Below are 19555 nucleotides of genomic sequence, written 5' to 3' on the forward strand. Positions count from 1 at the left end.
CGGCCGCGATCCGGCGATCCGTCCCCGCCTCTAGACTGATAGCCCCCGGATCGGGGCGACGCTTTACATCGAGGTAGAAGTCATTAGGGGGAATACCGCGTCCGTACCAGTAGATGAAGCAGTCACCCATCGGAACGGAAGCCACATATCGGATCGACGACGACCAGTCCGCGACCGAAGCGGTCCTCGACGCGGTCGCCGAGCGCGCCGGCGTCGGCGTCCTCGACCTCTCCATCCCGCTCTACGACGCCGTCGACCCGGACGCGCTGAACGCGTTCTATCGCGCCTGCGACGACGAGGAGTCCGCGACCGTCTCGTTCACCTACTACGGGTACGACATCGAGGTATCCGGGAGCGGCCGCGTGGTACTCGCGGAGTAGATGGCGTCGTCCGCCGACCGCGACGCGTTCGAGGTCTGCGGTCGCTGCGGCGAGCCCCTGGCGGGCACCGACTGGTACCCCGCGACGACTCGCCTCCGCGCCGACGGCACGCGGCTGGTGTTCTCTTTTTGCGACCGCCACTGCCTGGCGGCCTGGGACAGACCCGATTGACGCGAACGATACCGTTCCGTCCCGCGAACCGCTCGGTCGCCTCCCGGATGCGACGGCCGGCCGTCCTGACCGCGGCGCTCGGGCACCGTCTCGGACGGGAAACGCAGTCGTCTGCTCCGGTGAGAACGGGTCGCCGTCCCGGGCCCGGAACTCAGTCGTCGGCCGTGCTGGCTTCGAAGAGCTGTCGGCAGAGCCTGCGCTGGGCGGCGCGCACGTGGGTGTTGAACGTCGGCTGGGAGATGTCCATCGACGCGGCGACTTCGCTGCCGGTCTGGCCGCGCGGCTTGTCGAAGTACCCGCCGAAGTAGGCCGTCTGTAGCACTTCCAGCTGGCGCTCGGTCAGCTCCTCCGTGAGCGTCGCGCGGAACTCGGTTGGCGTCTGGCGCGGGCGCTCGTCGCTGCGCTGGGCGACCAGCTCGGAGTCCGGATAGTTGCCGACGAACATCTCGACGAACGCCCTGATGTCGGCGTCGGCGGCGATCTCGACGACGACCGTCGCCGCGCCGTCCTCGACGGCCACGGTTCGGGGACGGCCGCCGTGTCGCCGGACGGTCTCGCAGAGGCTCTCTTCCGAGAGCGCGGCCTCGAAGAGACAGACCGGGACCCCCTCGTCGTCGTGCTCCGAGACGAGCGACACCTCGGTCGTCGCCATGTCGGGCGCGAACGCGAGGAGGTCCTCGGCGGACGCGCCGCGCGTCGACATGTACACCCGGAGCTGCCCGTCGGTCGACGGGACGACGCCTTCGAGGGACAGGTCGCAGCCGCTCTCGCGCGCGAGTTCTACGATCTCCAGGCGCTCGTCTTCGACGCGGAACTCCAGTTCGGTCACCTCGTCGCTGACGAGCGCCTTCTTGCTCTCGACGGCGTTGACGGCGTACGCGATGGTGTCGCCCAGCTCCGCGAGCACGGAGCGTTCGAGCTCGTCGAACACCCCGGGCTGGTTCGCGTAGACGTTCAGGACGCCGTAGAGCACGTCGCCGTAGACGAGCGGCAGTGCGATGGAGGCGTGGTAGCCGCGGTTGAGCGCCGCCTCGCGCCACGGCTCGAAGGCCGGATCGTCGAGGACGTTGTTCACGACCTGCGGCTCGTGGGTCTCGACGGCCGTTCCGGTCGGGCCGTGACCCGTGACGCTCTCGTCGGCCGTGACGGTCGCCGCGTCGAGGTAGCCGTTCTCGGCGCCGGCCCATTCCCGCGGCGTGATCTCGTCGGTGACGGAGTCGTGTTCGCCGATCCACGCCAGTTCGTACGGGCCGACTTCGGCCAACTGGTCGCAGACGACCGTCTCGATCTCCTCGCGCGACGAGGCCTGGACGAGCGCCTGACCGATGTTCCGGATGGTGTCGTTGATGCGGTTGAGCCGCGAGAGCGACTCGTTTTGCTCCTCCAGGGTCTCCTCGCGCTCCTGGAGCAACTGCTCGCGGTCGGCGCGACCGCACGCCGTCTCGACGGTCGCGGCGGTCGTCTGGACGAACTCGATCTCGGCGTCGCAGAACCCGCCCGGCGACTCCGTCGCGGTGACGAACAGGCCGTGGGGACCGAGGGGGATCGCCGCGATTTCGGTGACGTCGTCTCCCACGCCCGATATCGAGTCGACGTCCTCGACGATGCGCCGTTCGCCCGCGGTGAACGCCTCCCAGAGCGGACCCGACGGCGTCGCGCTCAGTGCCGCCGTGGGCAGTTCGTCCGCGGCGCGCTCGGTCCGACCGACCGTCTCGAGGGATCCGGTCTCCCTGTCGTAGCGGACGAGCGCGGTCAGCGGCAGTCCGAGCGTCTCCTCGGCGTGTTCGACCGTCGCCCGGGTGATCTCCGCGTGCGTCTCGGCGTCCATCAGGTCGCGGCTCATCTCGTTGAGCGCGCTCAACTGGGCCTGCCGCTGCTCGCGTTCGAGTTCGTAGCTCACCCACTGCCCGGTCAGTTCGAGGAACGTGCGCTCGGCCTCCGAGAAGGGCTCGGTGCGCGCGTCGCGGGAGGCGAAACAGAGCGTGCCGTACTGCTCGCCCCCGACGCTCACCGGCGCGCCGATGTAGCTGTCGAGGCCGTACGTCTCGTACGCCTCGCGTTCTGCCCACCCCTGTTCGCCCGCGTTCGCGACGCTGACCAGGCGTTCGCTCTCGACGACCTGCCGGCAGTACGTCCCGGAGAGGTCGGCCGCTTTGCCGGGCTGGATCAGTTCGTGGGTGCCGACGGCGTCGACGATCTCGAACCGCTCGCCGGTGACGTGCGCGAGGAAGCCGATGTCGAGGTCGAAGTGCTCGCGGCCCAGTTCGAGGAACCGCCGGAGCTTCTCCTCGAAGCCGATGTCGGCCCGGGAGATGATCTCGTGTTGCGCGCGGAGGGTCTCTGTGCGCTTCTCCAGCGACGCCTTCGCCTGGGCTCGCTCGCAGAGCGTCCCGAGCATCCGGTCGAGTTCGCGGTCGGGCCGGTCCGGCCCGGAGAACTCCTCGGGCGGCGTGTAGTAGAAGTTGTGGCAGACGGTGGTGTCGTAGATGAGGTGCGGGTGGACGCGGACGACGTCGATCAGCGCCTCCGCCGGGAACGCCTCGCGGTCGTACTGGCACAGGGCGATGGCGTCCTCGTCCTTGAAGAGCTCGTTCACCTTGCTCTCGTAGGCCATGAACTCCTCGATGGACACGCCGTCCTCGAGGATCCAGCCCGTCTCGGCGACCACTCGCAGCGCCTCGTACTCCGCGGTGGCCGCCTCGATGGCGCCCTCGTAGAGCTCCATCATCGACTCGGCGTCGAACGAACCCCCCTCGAGGTAGGTCTCCCGGACGGTCTCGAAGACCAGCGCGCCGGATTCGAGCGCGGCGTCGACGTCGACGCCGCGCTCGCGCAGCGACTCCGCGACGGCGTCGAGCGAGCCTTCGTCGCCGACGTACATGCACTTCTCGCCCTGTTCGAGCCCCTGGCGCAGGAACGGGACCGCCGCCGCGCACCGCTCGTCCTCGCCCTCGTAGACGAGCGCGAAGTGGTCGTTCGCGTGGTCGTGGCCGTCCATCGGCTCGATCGGTCCGCGGAACTCCGGGCTCTCCCGCAGCGCCTGGACCGCGCTCTCCAGGTCGATCGTCGGTCGTCGGTCGCCGTCGACGCGCGGTTCCAGGCTCATCGACGCTGGCTCCATGCGCTCGCGTCCGGGCCGTCGACTCGCCCACCGCACCGCTCGATTCCGGACTGACGCGCTCGGAGATGTGTGACTGATATCATGGTGTTATAGAGCGTCTCGGGGCCGTAGTCCCGGATCTGTCGTTGCCACTAGGAGACCCTTACTCGGTATAAGGGAAACGATCGTCTGTTGACAATACGTGCGGGGTTCGGCTCGGTTACACCGAACCTGCTGGAGCGATAGACACCGGTACGAACCAGGTAGTTTCCAGCCACGCGTCCACTGCCTCCGGAGCCGCGCCACCGGCCGTGATACCGGATCGCGTCGCGCAGCGGAGCGACTGCCCCGACCGAACACTCGGCGGGGACTGAGCGCCCCGCCGTCACTCGTAGGCGTACCGTAGGACCGTCTCGCCGTCGCGCTCGACGACGACGGCGTCGCCGCCGTTGTTCCAGACGGCCGAGTCGCTGCCCCAGTAGAGCGTGTCGCCAGTGTCCCCACCCGCGCCCGTCCGGAGCGTGACCGTCTCGCCGGGCCCGAGCGCGAACTCGCTGGGGAACGCGTAGCTATGCCCGCCCTCGTCGCGCACGACCCACCCGCCCAGCGGGAGCGGCGCGTCGGCCGCGTTGCCGAAGACGACGTACTCGTCGTTCAGGTTCTCGTGGTCGTTGCCTGCCGCGTCGGCGTGGACCCGTTCGAGAGTGAGCCCGCTGTCGGAGGTCGCGAGCGGACCGCCGGAGGTCGCCATCGCTCCGTCGGTACCGCCCGACCCGCTTCCGTCCGTCCCGTCCACGCCGCCCGAGCCAGGCGTTCGGCAGCGCCAGAGACCTCGCCGGGCGTCCTGTGCCTCCGACTCGGCGGCGTAGTAGCCGTCCGAGCGCGCGAACGTGCTGTCGTACACGCGGGCGTGGCCCGTCGCCACCAGCCGCTGGTTGAAGTCGATCCCGCCGTCTGCCGCCGTCTCGTTTGCGGGCACCTCCTCGCCCGCGGGCGCGCCGACGTGGACGTACGCCAGCAGTCGGTCGTAGCGGTCGCGCCGGTCGGCGACCGGATCGACGACGAGCGTCACCCGCTCCCCGGCCAGCCACTCGCGGGCGAACGCGCTGGCGTTCTCGCCCGCGGCTTCGAGACACGCGGCGCCGGCGTCGGTGTCCGGCACGCCCTCGTACTCGGCGGGGTCGTTGTCGACGTGGACCTCCGGGGTGTCGACGCCGAGCAGTCGCACGGTGTCGGTCGACCCGTTCCGATAGCGCACGTCGACGGTGTCGCCGTCGACCACCTCGACGACGGTCGCGGTCGTCCCGTTGGCGACGTCCGGCGCCGGCGCGGTCGACCCGCCGGCGCTCTCACCGACGTCCACGCTGAATCCGGCACAGCCGCTCAGAACAGCGAGCACCGTGACCGCGACGACCGCCGCGAACCGCCCTCCGTTCATACACCGCGGTTCGTCGCCAGCCGCATGAGCGTTGGCCTCTCGCGAGCCCGGGTGCCCGCCCCCGTCGGGTCCGTCGATTGCCCGCGCCGGTAAGACTATGTGTCGGTGTCACATGGGGTGCTGTGTATCGCTATGCAACCGTGCCAAAACTGTCAGGCGGTAATCGACGAGTACACTCTGGACAAACAACTCGAACCCCTGCGCGACCTCACAGTCGACGACTTCAACCTCTGCGTCGACTGCACGACAGTCGTCGACGACGCGTGCGTGGAGTGCGGCGGCGCGGTATACGTCCCACGGAGCGAATCCGTCGAACCCGACTACTGCCCGGCGTGTCGAGCCGACCGCATCGACCGCACGGGCCGCGACCCCGGCTGGCATCTCACGGCTCCGTCCACCTGACCGACGCCTACGTTCGCTGTCGCGGTTCCGTCCGTCCGTTTTCCGGTGCCGTCCGGCGGTCACCGACCGGCTATTCGACGCGACCGACTCGGATCAGAGCGGCCGCTCGGCGCTTCGGCGACTCACGAGTTGGCCGCTATCTCCTCGCGGAGGTGCTCCCGGATGGCGTCCTCGTCGGGGTCGTCGACCGCCATCCGCGTGACGGTCTCGCGCTCGTTCAGGAGCGTGTCGGTCGCGTCGATCTCCAGTTCGACGTCGAGGCGGTCGCCGGCGGCGTCGGCGACGACTTCCAGTTTGTCGAGGTCGTCGCGGTACGCCTCGGCGACGGGTTCGTACTCGAATTCCTGGACGAACTCGCGTTCGCGCGCGAACTGCGTCCCCGTGGAGGTCACCGTCGTCGCCGTTCGGAGGTCGAAGCCGAGCGCGCCGACGGCGTCGTGGAGCGCGCGGAGCGCCTCCGGGGGTTCGACGCTGACGTGGTCCTTGTCGTCGGGGTCGGCCGCCCAGTCGATGTCCAGCCCCGTGTCGATCCACACCTCGGTCGGCCCGAACACCGTCGTCGGGGTGTGAGCGGGAACGTCGACGGTCACGTCGTAGGTCAGCGACTCGCCGGCGTCGACGGTGAACCCGTCGGTCAGCGTGAACTCCGTGATCGTCGTGGTGTACGAGCCCTCGTCCGTCCGATAGGCGGTCCGGAGGGAGCCGTAGATCTCGTCGACGGTCTGCTCGTCGTTCCCGCCGTCGACCTCGACGGTGCCGTCGAGCGTCCCGCCCGCGGCGACGCGCTCCGACTCCAGCACCAGGTCTACCTCCGCCGAACCGATCCCCATGCTCGATAGGATTCCCATGTCGACTCGGATTGGTTCTCCTCACGTTATAAATTCTGTGTGTCACGATAGGAGTCGATCAGCGGACCGGGACGCTCGGCAGGCAGCGACCACACCGCACCGAACCCCGCTCAGACCGAGACCGCTTCCGCGTCGGCACGGAGCTGTTCGACCACCGACGGTCGACCGCGGACGACGATCTCGACGGTATCGGCCTCGTAGTCGACGGATTCGACTGTCGCGCGGTCGTAGGCCCGCGAGACGACTCCCATCGCGTCGTCGCAGTTGGGCAGGGTCAGTTCGGCGCGTTCTGTCGGTAACCGCTCGGCGACCGCCGCGAGGAGTCGGTCGAGGTTGGTCCCCTCGCGGACGCTGACGGGAACGGGGTTCGGCGCCAGCCCCTCGACGGCGTCCAGTCGCTCGGCGACGCCCTCGTCGTCGAGCAGGTCGACCTTGTTCAGCGCGGTGACGACTGCCGACTCGTCGACGCCCTGCGCGTCGAACACGTCGAGGGCCACTCGCACCTTCTCGCGGAGTTCGGCCGGCGGGTCGCTGGCGTCGGCGACCAACACCACCGCGTCGGCCGCCGCGGCGTCCGAGAGCGTCTCGCTGAACGACTCGACCAGCCAGTGGGGCAGGTCGGCGACGAACCCGACGGTGTCGGTACACAGCACCGGCCGGCCGTCGATGGTCGCCCGGCGCGTCGTCGTCTCCAGCGTCTCGAACAGCCGGTCCGCGACGGTCGCCGTCTCCGCCGCGGCGTCGGGGTGCGTCGTCTCGCCCTCTCGCGTCCACTCGACTTCGCCGGTGCTCTCGTCTGCCTCGGCCGGTTCCAGGTCGTCGGCGAGCCGGTGCAACAGCGTCGACTTGCCGGCGTTGGTGTACCCGGCGAAGGTGACGAGGTCGAACCCCTGCTCGCGGCGCTCGGCGCGGTGCTGTTCGGCGGGGCTGGGCAGGTCCGACAGCTTGCGTTCGAGGGCCGCGATCCGATTCATCACGCCGTCGATCGGCGTGCCCTTCTCGACCCGCTTGTTCAGCCCGCCGACGTCCGCCCGCTCGCGCAGCCGCGGCAGGTCGTACTTCAGTCGGGCGAGTTCGACCTGGAGTTGCGCCCGGCGGGTGGTCGCCTGGTCGGCGAAGATGGCGAGCACGAGGCGGTAGCGGTCGAACACCTCGGTCCCCTCCGGGAGCGCCCCCCGCAGGTCGGTCGTCTGTCTGGGCGTCAACTCGCCGTCAACGGCGACGAGCGAGGACTCGGTGGCGCTGACGCGATCCGCGAGTTCCTCGACTTTGCCCGCGCCGAAGTACGTCCCCGGGTCCTCGGCGCGGACCTGCGTCACCTCGTCGCGCACGTCGTAGCCCGCGGCGTCGGCGAGCGCCCGGATCTCCGCGGTCTCGACGGGCGGTTCGTCGGCGCGCGCGGCGACGACGGCGCCGCCCGCCCCCGTCCGCGCGTTCGTGGCTGTCCGTTCTGTCGCTGTTTCCGGTTCGTTCTGTCGTGACATGTGTGTCTCTGGGTCGCAGTGCGGTCGGCGGACGGTGCGGTCGCGTCCGAGAGACGGCCTCACGGCTCTCGAACGGGGGAACGTACCGGATCCGCCGCCCCAGTCACGTCAGCGCGGTGCCGACGCAGCCGGATCGCTTATCGAGGTCGACAGCGGGGCGGGGCAACGGACCGGTTCAGAAGGGGTTGCTGAGCTCCATCGCCGTGTCCAGTCGATCAGCCGCGTCCGTCAAGAGCGTTGCCGTGGGTTGGCAAACACTCACACGCCCGTCTCAGAAGTCGCCGAGCGTCGCCTGGTTCTCCTTGAGCGCCTGGGCTGGGTAGCCGAGTTCGGTCGCGACGTAGTTGGCGAACTCGTCGGCGAAGCCGTGCTGGGTGTACACCTGTTCGGGGTCGACGGCCTCGACGACCGAGCCGAGTTCGTCGAAGTCGCAGTGGTCGGAGAGGACGAACCCCTCGTCGTAGCCGCGCCGGTAGACGAACGAGTCGTCGACGGCCCACCCGGAGAATCCCGCCGTGACGGCGTCGCGGGCCTCGACCAGCGACTCGACCCAGGGACTCCGTGGCGATCCCGAGCAGACGAGCGCGTCGCCCGCGCCCAACTCCGCGTCGGGCCCGTAGCGCTGTCCGGGGAACGTCACGTCGCGGTGGGCTTCGATCACCTCGCTGCAGTTGGCGATGGCGTCGGTGACGAACACCCGCTCGCGCGGCGAATCAGCGAGGATGCGCTGGAGTTTCTGCGCCCGCCCGAGCGCGTAGCCGAACAGGATGACGGGCCGATCCATCGTCTCCGCCAGCCACGACTGGATCGCGGCCACCGACTCCTCCGTGGGCGGCAATCGGTACTCGGGCGTGCCGTAGGTCGTCTCCAGGACCAGGACGTCGGCGTCGACGGGGTCGAAGCCGTCGAGGTGGAAGCGGTCGCGTGTCGAGCAGTCGCCGGTGTAGAGGTAGCGACGGCCGGTATCGGGGTCGGTGAGCCCCATCGCCCGCGAGCCAGCGACGTGACCGGCCGGGAACAGTTCTACCGCGGGATGGTCGACGGCCGTCGGGTCCGCGCTGCTCCGTCGGGTCGCGATCAGTGCTGCCGTCAGGTCGGAGGCGACGATCTCCGAGGCCCTGGCGTGGTGGTCGCCGTGGGCGTGGCTGACGAGCGTGGTGTCGCCCGCGCCGCTCCCGTCGAGGACGAACCGCTCGCCGCCGGCGAACGTGATCTCGATCCCGTCGCCCAGCCGAACCCTCCGCGTCACGGCCGCTCGTTGGGTCCACGTCCGAATATACGTGTCGTCGCGCCGGTTCCGGGCCTTCTCTCCGCCGCTTACCACCGCTTCGGGGGGCGTTTAGATTCACCGCCGCTAAACGGCCGATTCCACCGTCGTCCGGCGATCGGTTTCACTTTCACTTCCGGTCCGGGGTAGGCTGGCGTTTTACCCCCTCGCACCCCTCTGTCCCTGGCGATGACAGCACCTGTCGACGTTCCGACCCTCGATCCGGGCCTGACGCTGTTGCGCTGTCCCGGGCCGCGTTCGACGGCGATCCATCGTCTCGCGCTGTCGACACTCGCCGACACGGCGGGCGTGGCCTACTGGGTCGACGCCCGCAACGTCGCCTCGACGTATACGCTGTACGACCTCGTAGACATCCCGCGCCGACTCCGCAGACTCCGGATCGCACGGGCGTTCACCGCCTACCAGCACCACGCGCTCGGCCGCCGCGTCGTCGAGCGGGTCGACGCGCGGACGGGACTGCTGGTCGCGCCGAACGTCGCCTCGCTGTACCGCGACGACGACGTGCCCCGCTACCAGCGCGAGCGCCTGCTCGACAGCACCGTCCGGACGTTCGCGGCGCTGGCCGACGCCCGCGAGATTCCGACGCTTCTCAGCGTCCCGGCGGACCGCGATCCCGGTCCCGCGACAGAGCACGCCGACCGGGTGATCCGGTGCGAGGAGACGAAGATGGGCCACCGCTTCGAGGGGCCGGGCGTCGAGACGACCGTCTACTGGGACGAGGGATACTGGCAGACGACCATCCCCTACTGGGTCGACCTGCTCGGCGCCGCACCCGAATCGCCCGGGCTCGGACTCGACCCGGCCGGAACCGGTTCGCCCGACCCGGTCGAACAGGCCACGCTCGCAGCCGCTGCCGCCGGAGCCGCCAGCGCCCGCGGAGGTGCGGACTGATGGGCCGGACCAACCCCACGTATCGCGACTTCCTCCGCCGACTGGAAGACGACTGGCGTCCCTTCCGCCGGGGACTGCGCCGGCGGTATCAGGACGACTTCGACCGGCTGTTCGAGCGGGCGCGCGGCCACGCCGACGCCGCGGGTTACGCCAACGGGACCGACCCCGAGTTCGCCTTCCTGCTGTCGGTCCTGCTCGCCCAGGAGCGCGAGCTCCGGGAGCTTCGCGAGGAGGTCGACGGTGTCGGGCACGAGGGCCTGAGCGAGGACGGGATCGGAGACCAGAGCGAGGACGGCGGATTCACCGCGGAGCGGTCGGGACGCGACTGATGTCGCTGCTCACCCCGGAGTTCCGGTCGGACGGGTCGGTCCGCGAGTGGCACGCGACCGCCGACGGCGTCGAGACGCGGGTGAACGACGACTACGCGCCGTCGCTGTACGTCGAGGCGCCCGATCCAGTCCGCGCCGATCTCGCGGCGATCCTCGCGGACGACCCCAAAGTCGTCGAGACGGAGACCGAACGCCGCTATCTCTCGCTCGACGCCGACGACCGGAAGCCGATCCTGCGGGTCGACCTCGCCCGCGTCGACGAGGTGCGGACGCTCGCCCACGAGATCCTGTCCCAGTACGCGATCGACTACGCGCCCGGGAAAGTCAGACTCTACGACGTGGACCTGGCGCCGGGGTTTCGCTACTGCGTGGACACCGACACCTCGCCCGCGCCCGACCGGGACCTGCGCCGCCTCGACCTCTCGATCTCCGAGCGGGCGCTCGCGGAGGACGACCTGACCGCGCTCCGCGTCGACGGCGAGCGGCTCGTTGATGCGCGGGCTGCTGGTGCAGCGGCCAGCGGTGCGACCGATTCGCGAGGGGCGATCGACCGGACGGTCCTCGACGACCTGCGAGCGCGGCTCGACGCCGTCGATCCGGACGTGCTGGTCTGTTCGACCGCGGAACTGATTCCCCGGTGTCACGACAGGGCCGCGGAGGTCGGTCTCGACGACTTCCGGCTTGGGCGAACCGACGGGTACGAGCGCCTCGCCGGCGCGAGCACGTACGAGAGCTACGGCCAGGTCGGCCACTCGCCGGCCCGCTACGCGGTCCCCGGCCGGGCCGTCGTCGACCGGTCGAACACGTTCCTGTTCGGGAAGTGCGGGCTGCCCGGGCTGCTCGACCTCGTGGGGCGCTCGTGGCGCCCGCTCCAGGAGACCGCGAGAGGGTCGATCGGCACGATCCTCACCTCCATCGAGATCCGCGAGGCGCGCGAGCGGGACGTGCTCGCGCCGTGGAACAAGTGGGAGCCGGAGGCGTTCAAACCGGTCCGGACGCTCCACGACGCCGACCGCGGCGGGTTCACGTTCGCGCCCGAGCCCGGCCCGTACGAGGACGTCGTCGAGGTCGACTTCGCGTCGCTGTACCCCAACATCATGCGCGAGTGCAACGTCAGCCCGGAGACGGTCGGCTGCGACTGCTGCGACCGCGAGGACGTGCCCTGGTTGGGTTACAGCGTCTGCGACAGCCAGGGGTTCGTCGCCGACGTGCTCGGCGACCTCATCGACGACCGCGCTGATTTCAAGGCCGAACTCGCCGATCTGCGCGACCGGGCCGACGCCGAGACGCTGGCCACGGTCGGGGGCGGCGACTACCAGGCGACGTACGCCGAACCCGACGACGACTCCCCGGTCGCCGAGCGCATCGCCGCGCTGGAGGGACGAGTGGACGCGCTCAAGTGGGTGCTCGTCTCCTGTTTCGGCTACCAGGGCTACCGGAACGCGAAGTTCGGCCGCATCGAGTGCCACGAGGCGATCAACGCCTTCGCGCGGGAGATCGTTCTCGACGCGAAAGAGCAACTGGAGGCCGCCGGCTGGCGGGTCGTCCACGGGATCGTCGACAGCCTCTGGGTGCAACGCGAGGCGCGACCGGAGGGAGCGCCTCGGAATTGCGAGCGGGGAGTGCGCGGCGCGAAGCGCCGCGAAGTCGAGGCGGCGGAGCCGCCTCGCGCGGAGCGACCCGCGAGCCGCGAGGCCGACCAGCGGGGGGCCTCGGCGACGCGGGCGGGGAGTGCGCGGCGCGAAGCGCCGCGAAGTCGAGGCGGCGAAGCCGCCTCGCGCGGAGTGACCCGCGAGCAGAGCGAGGTCGAACGAAGTGAGGCCTCGAAAAGCGAGCGGGAAGCGTCAGCGACCCGCGAGCCCCGCGTCGACGACCCGGCCCCGATCGACGAAGTCGTCGCCGAGGTCGATTCGGACGCGACGCCGGACGATGCCGAGATCCCGCTGGAGGTCGAGGCGCGCTTCGACTGGATCTGTTTCGTCCCGATGCGCGACTCGCGGGCGGGCGCGCTGACGAAGTACTTCGGGCGGAAGGCCGGAACCGATCCCGAGACGGGGGACGCGTTCAAGTACCGCGGGATCGAGACGCGACAGCGCTCGACGCCGCCGTTCGTCGCCGACGCGCAGCGCGAGTTGATCCGGGCGCTCGACCGAGAGCTGGTGGCCGGAAAGCCCGATCCGGCGGCCGTCTGCGACCGGCTCGCCGTCGAAATCGCCCGGCTGGAGCGCGGCGCGGTCGGCCCCGAGGACCTGGTGATCCGCCAGCGCGTCTCGAAGTCCGTGGAGGCGTACAGCCAGCGGACCCGGACGGTCGCGGCGCTTGAGCGCGCCGCGGACCACGGGCTCGAACGACCGCCGGGGACGAGCGTCGAGTACGTCGTCGTCGACGACGAGGCGCGCGGCGCCGACCGCGTCCGGCTCCCGTTCGAGGACGCGAGCGGCTACGACGTCGACTTCTACCGCGAGCGGCTCGTCCGCGCGGCCGAGAGCGTCCTCTCGCCGCTCGGGTGGGACCGCGGGCGGATCCGACGATACCTCCGGGACGGCCGGGATCTCACCCTGTCGGCCTTCGAGTGAGCGCCGGTGGCGAGTCGCGTCCGTGCGTCGGCCGACCGCTTTCTACCCGTCCTTCGCTTTCCACAGTCGTGCCAATTTATCGCCGACTACTTTCACGACCGATCGACCACTTCCGATCGCGGGACGTGACGGGGATTTCCGCCGCGAGACCACTTTCACTTCCGCTCCGGGGACGCGGCTAACGGCTTTTGTACCGGGGTCGCTGGTCGGAGGTGTGCCAGTGAGCGAATACGCGGCGGACGACTCGCCGAGCGGCGGTGTGGTATCGGAATCGGAGGAACCGGACGCGGAGGTGTCGCCGGGGCGTCGGCGGCGCTGGACGACCATCGTCCTCGAGGAGGACGGCGACGGCTGGCGCGCGACCCAGACCGGGGTCGCCGCGGAGGGCCACGGCGCGACCGCGGCCGACGCCGCCGCGGCGTACTGCCGGCGGATCGCCGAAACTGGCGATCGAGTCGAAGGCGGCCGAGGCGGCGATGACGCCGCGGTCGGCGGAGGTGCCCGAGATGACTGACGCGCGTCGGCCTGGGTCGCGAGTGGTGTATCGGTGTCACGGTTGCGGGTTCGAGTTCGGCGTCGGGAGCGCCGGCGCGGCGCCGTGTCCGCGGTGCGGCTGCATCGGCGACCACGAACTGACGGGAGCGCTCGCGGGGACTATCGATGGTGGCCCCTGAGGAACTGCGCGAGTTGCTCTCGGACCCGTACCGCGTGGCCTGCCCGGTGGGCCACACGGCGCTGAATCCCGCGGAGAGCGCACCCAGCGCCTACTGTCGGACCTGCCGCGAATCCTACGCCGCGGAGGAACTGGTCGACCGACGGCGCGGTCCCGACCCCTGCAAGCCTCGCCGCAGGGGGAATGACTAAGTATGTGTGTGACTAACACGCAGATGGAGTCATACGGGGCTCCCGACGTGAACCAGCGTCGTGAACTCCCGGAACATTGGCACCGTGCACGAATCAGCGTGCGACTGCGACGGGCCCTGGCCACCCCGTCGCGCCTCGAGGTTTTATCGGCAGTTTCCGTTCGGAGCGACCGGTTCGCATCCCGCTATCGGGGTCTCGGCGGGCGACCGGCGGAGCAGCCGTTTCGGGTCGAGTGATGGCTATCGAGTCCCGGGCCGTTCCGGTAGCGACTCCCGCGTTGCTCGCCGGACCGGTGTTAGATCGGCCTCCGTCCCGCTCTCCGTCGAAAGGGGCAGTCACTCGTCTCCGTCGGGCAGTAACTCTATTGTGGAGGACCGGAAAGACGACCCGTGAACAGACGCTGGGGCGGCCGCGGGATATCGGAGCAGACGCTGCTGATCCTCATGGCCGCGGCCGCGATACTGCTGGCGATGTCGGTCGTGACGTCGCTGTCGGGCGGGACCGGGAGCGCGGACGACGACCGACCGCGGGCGAGTTTCGTCTTCGAGACGAACGGGACGGACGTGCTCGTCACGCACTACGGCGGCGACCGACTCAACGGCTCGCACGTCTCCGTCGACTCCGACCGACGGGGCAGGCTCGGCAACTTCGCGGGGACCGACGGCGAGGCCTGCGCGACGCCCGTCTCGAACGTGACCCGCGGCGCGTCGTGCCGGGTCCCCGGTGCGGCCTACGAGGCGCTCAGGATCGTCTGGAACGGATCGAACGGAGATCGGCTCGTCCTCGACCGATACCCGGCGGCGCCGACGCCGAGTCCGACACCCACGGCGACCCCGACCGTCACGCCCACGGCGACTGTGAGCCCTACGCCGACCACCACGGCGACGCCGACGCCCGCGGTGGGGCCGAACGGCACGGCAGTCCCGCCGGGAACGCCGGGCAACGGAACGGCGACGCCCGCGCTGAACGGCACCGCCGCGCCGACCGGTACGGCCGCGCCGACGGACGGGACCGAAACGGGCGGAACTGCGACCGCGACATCCGCAGGACCGACGACCGGGACGCCGACGAGCGCGGACACGCCCACGGCGACGCCGACCGGCGGATGACCGCACGAGGAGGGACGAGCGGTCGCCGACGTCGCGCCGAGGGGTTCTTCACGGCCCGAACGAGAGAGGTGAACGACCAGATGGACGCGACCGAACGAGCGGGCCGGGCGCGACGAAGGGGCCCGGCAACGGGGGTGCGCCCGTGAGCGGCGACCTCGGGAGTCTCGGGAGCGCGCCGACGCCCGACCAGGTGGTCTGTCACGTCGACATGGACTGTTTCTACGCCGCCTGCGAGCGACTGCGCGAGCCCGCGCTGCGCGGCCAGCCGCTCGTCGTCGGGATGGGCTACGAGTCCGCGGAACCCCACGGCGCCGTCGCCACCGCGAGCTACGAAGCCCGCGAGTTCGGCGTCGAGAGCGCGATGGCGATCTCCGAGGCACTGGAGCGCCTGCCCCGGAAGGTCGAGGCCGCGAGTGACCCCGATCTCGACGTCGAGGAGGCGGGCTTCTACCGGCCGGTCGACCTGGACTACTACAACGAGGTCGCCGCGGACGTGAAGTCGATCCTCCACGAGCACGCCGACGTGGTCCGCGAGGTCAGCATCGACGAGGCGTACCTCGACGTGACCGACCGGATCGCGTGGGACGGCGAGGCGGCTGAAGAAGCGAACGTCCAGAGCGTCACCGCGTTCGCTCGCGACCTCAGAGCGCGCATCCGCGAGGAAGTCGGCGTCGTCGCCAGCGTGGGCGTCGCGCCGACGATGAGCGCCGCGAAGATCGCCAGCGACTACGACAAGCCAGAGGGCCTCGTCGTCGTCGAACCCGGCGAGGTGCGGGACTTCCTCGCGCCGATGGACGTGGCCGAAATCCACAACGTCGGGCCGGTCACCGCCCGCGAGTTGCGCGACATGGGCATCGAGACCGCCGGTGATCTGGCCGCCGCCGATCCCGACCGCGTCCGCGATCGCTTCGGCGAGCGCGGGCTGGAAGTCCGGCGGTTCGCCCGCGGCGAAGACCCGCGCGAGGTGACGCCCGTCGGCGAGCCCAAGAGCCTCTCACGGGAGTCGGCGTTCACCGATCCGACCGAGGACACCGAAGAGAAGCGCGAGAAGGTGCGCGCGCTCGCCGCCGACGTGGCCGACCGCGCCCAGCGCGAGGGCGCGCTCTACCGTACCATCGGGATCAAGGTCGTCACGCCGCCGTTCGACGTGAACACGCGCGCCGAGTCGCTGCCCGGCCCCATCGAGGACGCCGACCTCCTCGAATCGACGGCGCTCGACCTGCTGGAGGAGTTCGAGGACGACCGCGTCCGCAAGCTGGGCGTCCGCGTCTCGAACCTCTCCTTTGCCGAGGGCGAACAGTCCAGTCTCGGCGGGTTCGAGGACGCGGTCGAATCAGCCGAGACCGAGGACGAGGACGACAGCGAGACACTCGCGGACGGGTCGGCCGAGGACGAGACGCAAGCAGGTGGGCCTGACGAAGGGTGGACGCTCGCGGACTGGGCCGACGAGGGCGAGACGCTCGACGACGACGAGGCCGCAGACGGCGAGTTTGCCGAAGAGGCCAGCGAGGAGACGCCGGAGGAGCGGGACGGACAACTCTCCCTCTGGGAGTACGAGTGAGCGGCGGGTACGGTCGTCCCTCCGCGAGTCCGGGGGATCTTTGTACGGGAGCGTTCAACCGAGTCGCATGCGACTCGCTCGCTTGCAGACGCCCGAAGGCGTCGTCGAGGGCCGCTACGAGGACGGCGTCGTGATCGCCGACGACGGCGAGTACGTCGTCGGTCGCGACGGTGACCTCACTTACCCCTGCTCGCCCTCGGCGCTGTACTGCGTCGGACGGAACTTCGCCGAGACGCTCGACCAGATGGACTACGAGCGCCCCGAGGAACCGGACTTCTTCATCAAACCCCCGGCGGCGCTCGTCGGTCCCGAGGACCCGATCCGCTACCCGGAGTGGACCGAGGAACTGACCTATGCGGGCGAACTCGTCGCGGTCATCGACGAGCGGTGCCGCGACGTGGCGCCCGAGGAGGTCCCCGAGGTCGTCCGCGGGTACACGATCCTGAACGACGTCGACGCGCTCGACCAGCAGGGCCGCACCGCGCGGAAGGCCTTCGACACCTCCGGACCGCTCGGTCCCTGGATCGAGACCGACGTTGACCCGACTAACCTCGACATCGAGACGCTCGTCGCCGGCGAGCAGCGACAGGACGCGAATACCGAACTGATGCTGTTCGACCCCTACGAGATCGTCTCCTACCTCTCCCGCCGGTTCACGTTCCGGCCGGGCGACGCTGTCGCGTTCGGGAGCCCGGCGAACCCCGGTACCGTCGAACCCGGCGATACCGTCGAGATAACCTACGAGGGCGTCGGGACGTTGCGGAACGAGGTCGTCGACGCGGCCCACGCGGACTGACGATCCGCTCGACCGCTGGTCCCGCGGCGGTTCGTCGCTCCGCGCTCCGCCGCTTCTGTGATCCGTCGCTTCCGTGATCCGTCGCCTCCGAGATCATCGAAATAAAGGCGATCGGCGGGGAACGAGGGGGTAGTGAACGCGAACGACAGGGCGATCACCGCGCTCGTGATGCTCGCTCACGGGGCGGTCCACACCTACGAGATGGCGGTACCGCTGTTCGTCGTCGTCTGGCTCACCGAGTTCGAAGTCATCTCGCTCGGCCTCGCCACGTTCGACGTGACGACGGCGACGGTCGGCGTGATAGTCACGCTCGGCTACGGCCTGTTCGGGCTCGGTGCGCTGCCGGGCGGCATCATGGTCGACCGGCTCGGCTCGCGTCGGCTCATCAGCGCCTGTCTGTTCGGCATGGGCCTCTCCTACATCCTGCTCGGGCTGGCGCCGAACATGGTCGTCGTCGCCGCGGCGCTGGTCCTGTGGGGAGCCAGCGCTAGCGTCTACCACCCCGCAGGCCTCTCGCTCATCAGCAAGGGCGTCGAAGAGCGCGGGACCGGGCTCGCTTACCACGGCATCGCCGGCAACGTCGGTATCGGCCTCGGTCCCCTGCTGGCGACCGTCCTCCTGTTGTTCGTCGAATGGCGCACGGTCGCGCTCGTCCTCGGCGCGCCGGCGCTGCTCGCCGCGGTGTACGCCTCACAGGCGAACTTCGACGAGACCGCGGCCGTCGAGGCCCCCGAAACCGCCGCGGACGGCGGGAGCGCCGGCGAGTCGAAGGCGGGGAGCGGCGTCGACTCCCTCGGAGAGTTCCTGACGGAGTCGCGGCGGCTGTTCGCCGGGAGCTTCGTCCTGGTGTTCGTCGTCGTGATGTGCTCGGGGCTGTACTACCGCGGCGTCCTGACCTTCCTCCCCGAACTCCTGCGCGGTCTCCCCGGCTTCGAACCGATCCCCGTCAGCTCGCTCCTCCCCGGGAGCGTCGGCTCGGCCCTGGGCGTCGAGGCTGGCGGCGGACAGACGCTCAAGCCGCAGGACTACTTCTACTCCGGGCTCCTGCTCGTCGGCGTCCTCGGCCAGTACGCCGGCGGAAAGCTGACCGACCGCATCCCCGTCGAGTACGGCATCGCCGGCGCGTTCGGCGGGTTGGCCGTCCTCGCGCTGCTGTTCGTCCCCGTCTCGAACGCGGGGATCGTCCCGCTGATGGCGCTCGGAGCCGTCCTCGGCGTGCTCCTGTTCGTCGTCCAGCCGATGTATCAGGCCACCGTCGCCGAGTATACGCCGTCGGGGACGCGTGGACTCTCCTACGGGTTCACCTACCTCGGCGTGTTCGGCGTCGGCGCGCTCGGCGGGACTATCGCCGGCGGGATCCTCGCGTTCGCGGACGCGACCGCGCTGTTCCTCGCTCTCGCCGGGTTCGCCGTCGTCGGGTCGCTGCTCGGCCTGGTCCTCGGCCGCCGGGCCGCGGTCTGACGGCCACCGCGGTACGACTTCGCGATCCGCACGCCCAACGGAGCGACGCCCGTCTCCATCGGCTTCGGGAGGGACCGCGAGCCGACGACGAACGCTGTCGGCGCTGGACCGTCGATCGCAGTCGTCACAGACTCATCGGCCGGCGTCACCACAGACCCGCCGCTCGCGCTCGTGCGAGCCGTTCCGATCGGGTAACGTGGCCTCAGTCGACGCCGTTCTCCAGGTTGTCCAGGAGCTTGCCGACGAACAGTCCCATCCGTGGGGACAGGTCGCCGTCCTCGGGGGTCTCGGTCGGGTGGGCGGCCATCGTCTCGACGAAGCGCTCGCCGAAGGTCATCGTGTGCATCATGTCCACGACGTCGACGGTGAGCCCGGCGTCGCTAGTGTCCATCTCGGGGTGGCGCTCCGTCTCGGCGGGGGAGTAACTGATCGTCCACGATGGGCCGCCGACGGCGTCGAGCACCGTCTCCAGGGACCCGATCTCCAGCGGGCCCTCGGGCGCGCCGACGTACACCGTTCCCTCCTCGACGGTCGTCTCGTAGCGCGTCACTGTCCCATCCACTCCATCGGTCGCGACCACTCTACCCCACGTTCGCGCCCCGCAGTTAAATCGCTTGACCATTGGGACGTCACTCCCGTCCGAAGCCGGTGGTCCCGTCACCGCCGATCTCACCGAGACAATCGGCGAGGAGCGCGACGAACGCGACGAGTGCGACGAGCGCGACGGCCGCTATCGGGAGGCTGCGGGAACGCGACACCGAACGACGAGGCTCGCGTCGGGCAAAAAACGGCTGCGGTCGCGGGCCGTCAGACGGAGGTCTGACGGGGGCTTATGGCTCCGCCGCGGCTGTCGATCC

At 70.1% G+C, this 19555-nt stretch carries 20 protein-coding genes; 13 read left to right on the forward strand and 7 right to left on the reverse strand.

Annotated elements, in window-relative coordinates; all coding sequences use genetic code 11:
• Positions 1–113: 113 nt before the first annotated feature.
• Positions 114–380 (forward strand): HalOD1 output domain-containing protein, encoded by a 267-nt coding sequence (locus tag ACMGFH_RS04800; RefSeq protein ID WP_415381658.1) that lies wholly within the window; start codon positions 114–116, stop codon positions 378–380.
• Complete coding sequence (locus ACMGFH_RS04805; protein WP_415381659.1) at positions 381–551, forward strand: hypothetical protein; 171 nt, start codon at positions 381–383, stop codon at positions 549–551.
• Positions 552–702: 151 nt separating this feature from the next.
• Here ACMGFH_RS04805 and ACMGFH_RS04810 read toward each other — a convergent pair whose 3' ends face one another.
• Both ACMGFH_RS04810 and ACMGFH_RS04815 read right to left on the reverse strand, forming a co-directional pair.
• Positions 703–3657 (reverse strand): MEDS domain-containing protein, encoded by a 2955-nt coding sequence (locus tag ACMGFH_RS04810; RefSeq protein ID WP_415381660.1) that lies wholly within the window; start codon positions 3655–3657, stop codon positions 703–705.
• A 379-nt stretch (positions 3658–4036) separates the two neighbouring features.
• Entirely contained in the window at positions 4037–5089 is a 1053-nt protein-coding gene (locus tag ACMGFH_RS04815) for a lamin tail domain-containing protein (RefSeq protein WP_415381661.1), read from the reverse strand.
• Positions 5090–5221: 132 nt separating this feature from the next.
• Between ACMGFH_RS04815 and ACMGFH_RS04820 the strand changes: the two genes are divergently transcribed.
• Positions 5222–5491, forward strand: coding sequence for a hypothetical protein (locus tag ACMGFH_RS04820; protein ID WP_415381662.1), 270 nt, complete (start codon positions 5222–5224; stop codon positions 5489–5491).
• 122 nt (positions 5492–5613) lie between these two features.
• Here ACMGFH_RS04820 and ACMGFH_RS04825 read toward each other — a convergent pair whose 3' ends face one another.
• The 3 genes from ACMGFH_RS04825 to ACMGFH_RS04835 form a co-directional block, all read right to left on the reverse strand.
• Positions 5614–6339 carry a sporulation protein gene (locus ACMGFH_RS04825; protein WP_415381663.1) on the reverse strand — a complete coding sequence of 242 codons (726 nt, stop codon included), beginning with the start codon at positions 6337–6339 and terminating at the stop codon, positions 5614–5616.
• 110 nt (positions 6340–6449) lie between these two features.
• Positions 6450–7823: a GTPase HflX gene (gene hflX, locus ACMGFH_RS04830; RefSeq protein WP_415381665.1), complete on the reverse strand. Its 1374-nt coding sequence runs from the start codon at positions 7821–7823 to the stop codon at positions 6450–6452.
• 271 nt (positions 7824–8094) lie between these two features.
• Positions 8095–9072 (reverse strand): mRNA 3'-end processing factor, encoded by a 978-nt coding sequence (locus ACMGFH_RS04835; protein ID WP_415381666.1) that lies wholly within the window; start codon positions 9070–9072, stop codon positions 8095–8097.
• Between the two features lie 207 nt (positions 9073–9279).
• Between ACMGFH_RS04835 and ACMGFH_RS04840 the strand changes: the two genes are divergently transcribed.
• From ACMGFH_RS04840 to ACMGFH_RS04885, 10 genes are all read left to right on the forward strand, one after another.
• Entirely contained in the window at positions 9280–10002 is a 723-nt protein-coding gene (locus tag ACMGFH_RS04840) for a hypothetical protein (protein WP_415381668.1), read from the forward strand.
• The gene (locus ACMGFH_RS04845) at positions 10002–10331 is read left to right on the forward strand and encodes a hypothetical protein (RefSeq protein ID WP_415381669.1); all 330 of its coding nucleotides are present in this window, start codon (positions 10002–10004) and stop codon (positions 10329–10331) included. Before ACMGFH_RS04840 ends, ACMGFH_RS04845 begins: the two co-directional genes overlap by 1 nt.
• Complete coding sequence (locus ACMGFH_RS04850; RefSeq protein WP_415381670.1) at positions 10331–12907, forward strand: DNA polymerase domain-containing protein; 2577 nt, start codon at positions 10331–10333, stop codon at positions 12905–12907. Before ACMGFH_RS04845 ends, ACMGFH_RS04850 begins: the two co-directional genes overlap by 1 nt.
• Before the next feature lie 220 nt (positions 12908–13127).
• Positions 13128–13421, forward strand: coding sequence for a hypothetical protein (locus ACMGFH_RS04855; protein ID WP_415381671.1), 294 nt, complete (start codon positions 13128–13130; stop codon positions 13419–13421).
• Positions 13414–13581 (forward strand): hypothetical protein, encoded by a 168-nt coding sequence (locus tag ACMGFH_RS04860; protein WP_415381672.1) that lies wholly within the window; start codon positions 13414–13416, stop codon positions 13579–13581. The genes ACMGFH_RS04855 and ACMGFH_RS04860 overlap by 8 nt, the downstream gene beginning before the upstream one ends.
• Positions 13568–13771, forward strand: coding sequence for a hypothetical protein (locus ACMGFH_RS04865; RefSeq protein WP_415381673.1), 204 nt, complete (start codon positions 13568–13570; stop codon positions 13769–13771). Before ACMGFH_RS04860 ends, ACMGFH_RS04865 begins: the two co-directional genes overlap by 14 nt.
• 389 nt (positions 13772–14160) lie before the next feature.
• Positions 14161–14880 carry a hypothetical protein gene (locus ACMGFH_RS04870; protein ID WP_415381674.1) on the forward strand — a complete coding sequence of 240 codons (720 nt, stop codon included), beginning with the start codon at positions 14161–14163 and terminating at the stop codon, positions 14878–14880.
• Positions 14881–15088: 208 nt separating this feature from the next.
• On the forward strand, positions 15089–16441 hold the full coding sequence (gene dinB / locus ACMGFH_RS04875) for a DNA polymerase IV (protein WP_415383192.1): 1353 nt from the start codon (positions 15089–15091) through the stop codon (positions 16439–16441).
• A gap of 67 nt (positions 16442–16508) precedes the next feature.
• Complete coding sequence (locus tag ACMGFH_RS04880; protein WP_415381675.1) at positions 16509–17237, forward strand: fumarylacetoacetate hydrolase family protein; 729 nt, start codon at positions 16509–16511, stop codon at positions 17235–17237.
• 168 nt (positions 17238–17405) lie between these two features.
• Positions 17406–18698, forward strand: a complete 1293-nt coding sequence (locus ACMGFH_RS04885) for an MFS transporter (RefSeq protein ID WP_415383194.1) — start codon at positions 17406–17408, stop codon at positions 18696–18698.
• 202 nt (positions 18699–18900) lie between these two features.
• Here ACMGFH_RS04885 and ACMGFH_RS04890 read toward each other — a convergent pair whose 3' ends face one another.
• A complete protein-coding gene (locus ACMGFH_RS04890) occupies positions 18901–19248 on the reverse strand; it encodes a hypothetical protein (RefSeq protein ID WP_415381676.1) in 348 nt (115 codons plus the stop codon).
• A 79-nt stretch (positions 19249–19327) separates the two neighbouring features.
• A complete protein-coding gene (locus ACMGFH_RS04895; protein WP_415381677.1) occupies positions 19328–19456 on the reverse strand; it encodes a hypothetical protein in 129 nt (42 codons plus the stop codon).
• Positions 19457–19555 lie beyond the last annotated feature (99 nt).

The sequence above is a fragment of the Halosimplex rarum genome, from assembly GCF_047715405.1.
Lineage (GTDB): Archaea > Halobacteriota > Halobacteria > Halobacteriales > Haloarculaceae > Halosimplex > Halosimplex rarum.